The sequence below is a fragment of the Iodidimonas sp. MBR-22 genome, assembly GCF_029946565.1.
Lineage (GTDB): Bacteria > Pseudomonadota > Alphaproteobacteria > Sphingomonadales > Rhodothalassiaceae > Iodidimonas > Iodidimonas nitroreducens.
Map to the genome: position 1 here is coordinate 21,084 of NZ_JARKVQ010000023.1, position 6,720 is coordinate 27,803.

Sequence of the window (6,720 nt, forward strand, 5' to 3'; positions counted from 1 at the left end):
CTACCCACCCGGCTCAGATCTGCGTGAACGGCATGTCAAAACCACGAAGAAGCTCACGCGCTTCATCATCGGTCTTGGCCGTCGTGCAGATGATAATGTCCATTCCCCGTACGTGATCAACCTGGTCATAGCTGATCTCGGGAAACACGATTTGCTCTTTCAGGCCCATGGCAAAATTGCCCCGGCCGTCAAAGCTTTTGGGATTGACCCCACGGAAATCTCGCACCCGCGGAAGGGCAACCGTTACCAGACGATCCAGAAACTCATACATGCGATGCGCACGCAAGGTCACCTTCACACCAATCGGCATGCCTTCACGCAGCTTGAAACCGGCGATCGATTTCTTGGCATGGGTGACAACCGGCTTTTGCCCGGAAATCGCGGTGATTTCCTGAACCACCTTATTGATGCGCTTGGAATCACCCACCGCATCGCCAACACCCACATTGATCACGATCTTGTCGAGCCGGGGCACTTCAAGCGGATTTTTATAGCCGAATTTTTCCTGAAGCTGCTTGCGCACCTCGTCATAACGACCGCGCATGCGTGGCGTATAGGATTGTGCCTCAGCCATCGATTGTCTCCCCGGACTTCTTCGCCACACGAACCTTGCGGCCGCCGTCGAGAATTTTGAAACCAACCCGTGTCGGGCTGCCATCCTTGGGATCTTCAATGGCCAGATTCGAAAGCGCAATCGGCGCTTCCATCTGCTCGATACCGCCCGGCCCGGTTTGGGTGGGTTTCTTGTGCTTGGTGACCATATTGACGCCCCGGACAACCGCACGGCCTTCCGTGGGGATCACTTGCGTGATCTCGCCCCGTTTGCCTTTATCGCGCCCGGCAAGAACGACGACCTTGTCGCCTTTTCTCAATTTCGCAGCCATCACAACACCTCCGGAGCAAGCGATATGATTTTCATATGCTTGCTGGCACGCAGCTCGCGCACGACCGGGCCGAAAATACGGGTCCCGATCGGTTCGCCCTGCTTGTTGATCAGGACGGCGGCATTGCGATCAAAGCGGATGGCGGAGCCGTCGGCGCGACGGACTTCCTTGGCAGTGCGAACGACGACGGCACGATGCACGTCACCCTTCTTCACACGCCCCCGTGGAATGGCTTCCTTAATGGAAACCACAATCACGTCACCAACGCCGGCGGTCTTTTTCTTGGAACCGCCCAGCACTTTGATGCACTGCACCCTCTTGGCGCCGGAATTATCGGCAACATCGAGGTTCGTTTGCATCTGGATCATGGATTCAAACCTTCAAAAGTGATGTCATCACGCCCAAGGCGATCAGACCGTTTCAACATGCTCGCCGCCAATGACGCGCCAGCATTTGTTTTTGGAGATCGGACGGCATTCTTCAATGCGTACCCGGTCACCCGATTTCCATTCGTTCTTTTCATCATGCGCCTGATATTTTTTCGTACGGCGCACGATCTTACCCAAGAGGGCATGCTTAAAGCGCCTTTCGACAGAAACCACAACGGTTTTGTTTGTCAGGTCGCTAACAACAGTGCCCAGCAATATGCGTTTCGGCATGACCGATCCTTCTCAACCTACCTAAATGGCTCAGGCTGCGCTGCTTTCGCCGAGAATCGTTTTGATTCTGGCGATATCGCGTCGCACCTGGCGCATCCGCGCTGTATTTTCCATCTGGCCCGCGGCCGCCTGGAAACGCAGATTAAACTGTTCTTTTTTCAGCGTGCCGAGCTCAGAGGTGAGCTCGTCAGCCGTTTTTGCTCTATAGTCCGCAGCTTTCATAGCTCACGTCTCCTCAATGGTCGGCTTAAAGCTGACGCATAACGAATTTAGTGCCGATCGGCAGCTTGGAAGCCGCCCGTTCAAACGCGCCGCGGGCCAAATCTTCTGGCACCCCTTCAAGCTCGAACATGATACGGCCGGGCTTGATCCGGGCGGCCCAGAATTCAGGAGCCCCCTTCCCCTTACCCATACGCACTTCGGTCGGCTTCTTGGAAACCGGCACATCCGGGAAAACGCGAATCCAAACCTTGCCTGCACGCTTGATATGCCGGGTCATCGCCCGACGTGCAGCTTCGATCTGACGCGCTGTAATACGCCCCGGCTGCGTCGCTTTCAACCCATAAGAGCCGAAATCCAGATTTGATCCGCCTTTTGCCAGGCCTTTGATACGGCCCTTATGCGCTTTGCGGAATTTTGTTCTCTTCGGCTGCAGCATGATGCTTTACCCTCAAACTCTTGGTCGTTATCAGCGACGCCCACCGGCATTCGCTGTCTGTGTGTCCTGATGGCGCTTTTCCTGAGCATAGGGATCATGTTCCATGATTTCTCCCTTAAACACCCAGACCTTGATCCCGCAGATGCCATAGGCCGTCTTGGCCCGGGCTGTGCCATAATCGATATCGGCCCGCAAGGTGTGAAGCGGCACGCGCCCTTCACGATACCATTCGGTCCGCGCGATTTCAGCACCACCAAGGCGACCGCCCGCATTAACGCGAATACCCAAAGCGCCCAAACGCATCGCCGATTGCACCGCCCGCTTCATGGCGCGACGGAACGCCACACGGCGCTCGAGCTGTTGGGCAATGCCTTCAGCAATCAGGGTGGCATCGATTTCCGGCTTGCGGATTTCAACGATGTTCAGCGTCGTTTCCTGGCCCGTCAGTGCACAAAGCTCAAGACGGAGCTTATCGATATCTGCACCCTTTTTGCCGATGATCACACCCGGACGCGCGGAATAAACCGTGACCCGGGGCTTTTTGGCGGGGCGTTCGATAATCACCCGGCTGACCCCGGCCTGGGCCAGACGATCCTTGATATACTCACGGATCTTCAGATCTTCATGCAGCAATTTGCCATATTCACCGCGATCCGCATACCAGCGCGAATCCCATGTCCGGTTGACGCCAAGGCGCAGACCGATCGGATTGACCTTGTGACCCATCCTTATTTCTCCTCAACTTCGCGGACAACGATCCGAAGCCGGCTGAAGGGCTTCAAAATCTTGCCGACACGACCGCGGGCACGGGCGCGAAATCTTTTCATGACCAGCGATTTGCCCACGCTTGCCTCGGCGACCACGAGCTGATCGACATCGAGATTGTGATTGTTCTCGGCATTGGCCACAGCCGATTCGAGAACCTTGCGCACCTGCTCGGCGGCGCCCCGGCGGTTAAAGCGCAGGGATGCCAGCGCCTTTTCAACCGGTAAGCCTCGGATGGTTTCCGCCACCAGATTGAGCTTTTGTGGTGAACCGCGGAGCATATTGCCCACGGCCAGCGCCTCATTATCGGAAACGCGGCGCGGATTGACTTGCTTACCCACGATTACTTCCTCTTCGCCTTCTTGTCCGCCGCATGACCATAATAGGTCCGCGTCGGCGCAAATTCACCAAGCTTATGACCAACCATCTCTTCCGTAACGTAAACCGGTACGAACTTCTGACCGTTATAAACATTAAAGGTGAGGCCAACGAATTGCGGCATGATGGTGGACCGGCGCGACCAGGTTTTAATCACCTGCTTCTTGCCGGCATCCTGCATTTCCTCTGCCTTTTTGAGCAGAGAAAGTTCCACAAACGGGCCTTTCCAAACAGAACGTGCCATTTCAATCGGCCCCCTTACCGTTTCTTCTTACGGTCATGTCGTGACCGCACGATGTACTTATCAGTGGCCTTGTTCGACCGTGTTTTCGCACCCTTGGTCGGCTTGCCCCATGGGGTGACCGGATGACGGCCTCCCGATGTACGGCCTTCACCACCACCATGAGGATGATCCACCGGGTTCATCACAACACCACGCACGGACGGACGCTTGCCAAGCCAGCGATTGCGACCGGCTTTCGCCAGGGTCTCATTCTGCTTGTCGGGGTTGGAAACCGCACCCACTGTTGCCATGCATTCGGCCCGCACCTTGCGTTGCTCACCGGATGTCAGGCGCAGAATGGCATAGCCCTGATCACGACCGACGAGCTGCACATAGGTCCCGGCAGCTCGGGCGATCTTGCCACCCGCACCGGCTTTCAGCTCGACATTATGAACGATGGTGCCAACCGGAACCGATGACAAGGGCATGGCATTGCCGGGCTTTACATCGGTTTTGCTGCCGGCCACGATCTTGTCACCCGCAGCCAAACGCTGCGGCGCAATGATATAGGCCTGCTCGCCATCATCATAGGTGATGAGGGCAATGAAGGCCGACCGATTGGGATCATATTCCAAACGCTCGACAGTAGCCTCCATATCCCATTTACGACGCTTGAAATCGATGATGCGATAGGTCCGCTTGTGACCACCACCGCGACGCCGCGCAGTGATTCGGCCATTATTGTTCCGGCCGCCCTTTTTGCTCAGACCTTCGGTCAATTTCTTGACCGGCGCGCCTTTATGAAGCTGCGAGCGATCAACCAGAACGAGGCCGCGCTGGCTGGGGGTCACCGGCTTATATTGTTTCAATGCCATTTGTTCAGATCCCCGTCGTCACATCGATGCTATGGCCCTCGACAAGGGTCACCATCGCTTTTCTCACATCAGGGCGACGCCCGGGAATACCCCGGAAGCGCTTGGTTTTACCCTTTGCAACCAGTGTATTGACCTTCTTCACCTTGACATCGAACAGCGCTTCCACGGCCGCCTTGATCTCGGGCTTGGTGGCGCTGGGGGCAACAATGAATGTCACCTGATTATATTCTGCACCCAATGTCGCCTTTTCGGTGATCACGGGACGCAGGATCACGTCATAATGCTTGTGGCCGGTCATTTCAGCCTCTCGCCAAGTTTTTCGAGGGCGGCTTTGGTCAGGACCAGCGTGTCGCGACGAAGAATGTCGTACACATTGGCACCCTGGCTGGGCAGCACATCGATGTTGGGAATGTTGGCAGCAGCGCGCCGCACATTCGCATCAATTTCGGAACCGTCAATGAAGAGCGCATTGGCAAGGCCAAGCTTGCTGAGCTTTTCCAGAAAGCTCTTGGTCTTTGCCTCGTCCAGTGCCAGCGTGTCAAGGATCACCAGACGACCCTCGGCCTGCTTGGCGCTGAGCGCGGTTTTCAAACCCAGCTTGCGCACTTTTTTGGGCAGGGAAAAGCCATGATCCCGGGGAATCGGCCCGAACGCGCGGCCACCCCCACGGAACAGATTGGCGCGACGATTGCCATGGCGGGCATTGCCGGAGCCTTTCTGATTATAGGCCTTTTTGCCGGTGGCCGTCACATCCGAACGGAACTGAACCGCATGGGTGCCGGCCCGGCGCTTGGCAAGCTGCCAATTGACGATACGGTGAAGGATGTCAGCACGGGCTTCCAATGCGAAAATCGCATCATCAAGCTCGATCGAGCCCGCTTTTTCGGCATCCAAAGTCAAGACGTCGGCTTTCATTGCACTATTCCTTCGTCTCGTGATCAGCAGACGCCGGTTCGGCCTCAGCCGTCGGCGCCGCATCGGTGGCTGGAGCGGCCTGTGCTTTGGCAACGGCCTTGATGGCGGCGGGGCGCGGCGCATTCTCGGGCAGCGGGAATTTTTCCGCATCCGAAACGAGAATCCACGAGCCCTTGGCACCCGGTACGGCACCACGAACGAGGATCAGGCCCTCTTCGGCGCGCACATCCACCACTTCGAGATTTTGCGTGGTCACCCGCTCATCGCCCATATGACCGGCCATCTTCTTACCCTTGAAAACCTTCCCAGGGTCCTGGCACTGGCCAATCGAGCCATGACTACGATGCGAGATAGACACACCATGCGAAGCGCGAAGACCGCCGAAATTGTGCCGTTTCATGGCACCGGCAAATCCCTTGCCCTTGCTGTTCCCGCTCACATCCACTTTCTGACCGGGCACAAAATGCTCAACAGAAAGAGTGGCTCCCACATCGATCAGATTATCATCCGAAACGCGGAATTCGACGAGACGCATCTTAGGCTCGACTTCGGCTTTGGCGAAATGCCCGCGCATCGGCGCAGACACATTCTTTACTTTTGCTTTGCCCGCACCAAGCTGAACGGCTGTGTAGCCATCCCGATCGGTGGTGCGCTGCGAGACAACCTGGCAATCTTCGATCTGCAGAACCGTCACGGGGACGTGGCGTCCGGCGTCATCGAAAATGCGGGTCATGCCCATTTTTTTTGCTATCAATCCGGTGCGCATTGCTGCTTACCCCTGCAGCTTGATCTCGACGTCCACACCCGCCGAAAGATCCAGCTTCATGAGTGCGTCCACCGTCTGCGGCGTGGGATCGATAATATCGAGGAGGCGTTTGTGGGTCCGCACCTCGAACTGCTCGCGCGACTTCTTATCGATGTGCGGCGAGCGCAGAACGGTAAACTTCTCGATTCGCGTCGGCATGGGGATCGGCCCCAAAACCAATGCGCCTGTCCGCTTGGCGGTGTTCGCGATTTCCCCCGAAGCCTGATCCAGGATTCGGTGATCGAACGCCTTCAATCGGATGCGTATATTTTGCGCTTCCATTATTTTGTCTTTCTCAACCGCATTCGCTGCGGATCTATCTTCAATTCAGGCGATGATCAATCAGGCGACGATCGACGCAACAACGCCGGCACCCACCGTGCGGCCGCCTTCGCGGATCGCGAATCGCAGGCCTTCATCCATGGCAATCGGCGCAATCAATTCAACACCAATCGTCACATTATCACCCGGCATCACCATTTCCGTGCCCTCAGGCAAGGTCACCGTCCCCGTCACATCCGTCGTCCGGAAGTAAAACTGCGGACGATAATTGGCAAA

Annotated in this window: 14 protein-coding genes and 1 pseudogene; all 15 read right to left on the minus strand. The window is 56.6% G+C overall.

The genetic code is table 11. The features are described from left to right. Positions 1–13 precede the first annotated feature (13 nt). Entirely contained in the window at positions 14–574 is a 561-nt protein-coding gene (gene rplE, locus QK300_RS12955) for a 50S ribosomal protein L5 (RefSeq protein WP_348651896.1), read from the minus strand. Then, complete coding sequence (gene rplX, locus QK300_RS12960; protein ID WP_348651897.1) at positions 567–887, minus strand: 50S ribosomal protein L24; 321 nt, start codon at positions 885–887, stop codon at positions 567–569. Before rplX ends, rplE begins: the two co-directional genes overlap by 8 nt. Next, positions 884–1,252 (minus strand): 50S ribosomal protein L14, encoded by a 369-nt coding sequence (gene rplN, locus QK300_RS12965; protein ID WP_042084092.1) that lies wholly within the window; start codon positions 1,250–1,252, stop codon positions 884–886. Before rplN ends, rplX begins: the two co-directional genes overlap by 4 nt. Positions 1,253–1,294: 42 nt before the next feature. After that, entirely contained in the window at positions 1,295–1,543 is a 249-nt protein-coding gene (gene rpsQ, locus QK300_RS12970) for a 30S ribosomal protein S17 (RefSeq protein ID WP_042084094.1), read from the minus strand. A gap of 30 nt (positions 1,544–1,573) precedes the next feature. Then, the gene (rpmC, locus tag QK300_RS12975) at positions 1,574–1,765 is read right to left on the minus strand and encodes a 50S ribosomal protein L29 (RefSeq protein WP_042084096.1); all 192 of its coding nucleotides are present in this window, start codon (positions 1,763–1,765) and stop codon (positions 1,574–1,576) included. Positions 1,766–1,790: 25 nt separating this feature from the next. Further along, a complete protein-coding gene (gene rplP, locus QK300_RS12980) occupies positions 1,791–2,201 on the minus strand; it encodes a 50S ribosomal protein L16 (protein ID WP_042084099.1) in 411 nt (136 codons plus the stop codon). 30 nt (positions 2,202–2,231) lie between these two features. Continuing rightward, positions 2,232–2,927: a 30S ribosomal protein S3 gene (gene rpsC / locus QK300_RS12985; protein ID WP_042084101.1), complete on the minus strand. Its 696-nt coding sequence runs from the start codon at positions 2,925–2,927 to the stop codon at positions 2,232–2,234. Positions 2,928–2,929: 2 nt separating this feature from the next. Next, positions 2,930–3,307 carry a 50S ribosomal protein L22 gene (rplV, locus tag QK300_RS12990; protein WP_042084103.1) on the minus strand — a complete coding sequence of 126 codons (378 nt, stop codon included), beginning with the start codon at positions 3,305–3,307 and terminating at the stop codon, positions 2,930–2,932. Between the two features lie 2 nt (positions 3,308–3,309). Continuing rightward, on the minus strand, positions 3,310–3,588 hold the full coding sequence (gene rpsS, locus QK300_RS12995) for a 30S ribosomal protein S19 (protein WP_042084105.1): 279 nt from the start codon (positions 3,586–3,588) through the stop codon (positions 3,310–3,312). A 14-nt stretch (positions 3,589–3,602) separates the two neighbouring features. Then, a complete protein-coding gene (gene rplB / locus QK300_RS13000; RefSeq protein ID WP_281302131.1) occupies positions 3,603–4,442 on the minus strand; it encodes a 50S ribosomal protein L2 in 840 nt (279 codons plus the stop codon). 4 nt (positions 4,443–4,446) lie between these two features. After that, positions 4,447–4,740, minus strand: coding sequence for a 50S ribosomal protein L23 (locus tag QK300_RS13005; RefSeq protein WP_042084110.1), 294 nt, complete (start codon positions 4,738–4,740; stop codon positions 4,447–4,449). Next, positions 4,737–5,357: a 50S ribosomal protein L4 gene (gene rplD / locus QK300_RS13010; protein WP_042084112.1), complete on the minus strand. Its 621-nt coding sequence runs from the start codon at positions 5,355–5,357 to the stop codon at positions 4,737–4,739. The genes QK300_RS13005 and rplD overlap by 4 nt, the downstream gene beginning before the upstream one ends. A 4-nt stretch (positions 5,358–5,361) precedes the next feature. Beyond that, entirely contained in the window at positions 5,362–6,123 is a 762-nt protein-coding gene (gene rplC / locus QK300_RS13015; RefSeq protein ID WP_348651898.1) for a 50S ribosomal protein L3, read from the minus strand. A 6-nt stretch (positions 6,124–6,129) separates the two neighbouring features. Further along, complete coding sequence (gene rpsJ, locus QK300_RS13020) at positions 6,130–6,444, minus strand: 30S ribosomal protein S10 (protein WP_042084117.1); 315 nt, start codon at positions 6,442–6,444, stop codon at positions 6,130–6,132. A 60-nt stretch (positions 6,445–6,504) separates the two neighbouring features. After that, positions 6,505–6,720: pseudogene (gene tuf, locus QK300_RS13025) on the minus strand (elongation factor Tu); the annotation flags it as partial.

What these genes read in the sequence shown, in the direction of transcription:
- rplE (WP_348651896.1), bottom strand. Translation starts at nt 574, where the DNA reads ATGGCTGAGGCACAATCCTATACGCCACGCATGCGCGGTCGTTATGAC.
- rplN (WP_042084092.1), bottom strand. Translation starts at nt 1,252, where the DNA reads ATGATCCAGATGCAAACGAACCTCGATGTTGCCGATAATTCCGGCGCC.
- rpsQ (WP_042084094.1), bottom strand. Translation starts at nt 1,543, where the DNA reads ATGCCGAAACGCATATTGCTGGGCACTGTTGTTAGCGACCTGACAAAC.
- rpmC (WP_042084096.1), bottom strand. Translation starts at nt 1,765, where the DNA reads ATGAAAGCTGCGGACTATAGAGCAAAAACGGCTGACGAGCTCACCTCT.
- rplP (WP_042084099.1), bottom strand. Translation starts at nt 2,201, where the DNA reads ATGCTGCAGCCGAAGAGAACAAAATTCCGCAAAGCGCATAAGGGCCGT.
- rpsC (WP_042084101.1), bottom strand. Translation starts at nt 2,927, where the DNA reads ATGGGTCACAAGGTCAATCCGATCGGTCTGCGCCTTGGCGTCAACCGG.
- rpsS (WP_042084105.1), bottom strand. Translation starts at nt 3,588, where the DNA reads ATGGCACGTTCTGTTTGGAAAGGCCCGTTTGTGGAACTTTCTCTGCTC.
- rplB (WP_281302131.1), bottom strand. Translation starts at nt 4,442, where the DNA reads ATGGCATTGAAACAATATAAGCCGGTGACCCCCAGCCAGCGCGGCCTC.
- QK300_RS13005 (WP_042084110.1), bottom strand. Translation starts at nt 4,740, where the DNA reads ATGACCGGCCACAAGCATTATGACGTGATCCTGCGTCCCGTGATCACC.
- rplD (WP_042084112.1), bottom strand. Translation starts at nt 5,357, where the DNA reads ATGAAAGCCGACGTCTTGACTTTGGATGCCGAAAAAGCGGGCTCGATC.
- rplC (WP_348651898.1), bottom strand. Translation starts at nt 6,123, where the DNA reads ATGCGCACCGGATTGATAGCAAAAAAAATGGGCATGACCCGCATTTTC.
- rpsJ (WP_042084117.1), bottom strand. Translation starts at nt 6,444, where the DNA reads ATGGAAGCGCAAAATATACGCATCCGATTGAAGGCGTTCGATCACCGA.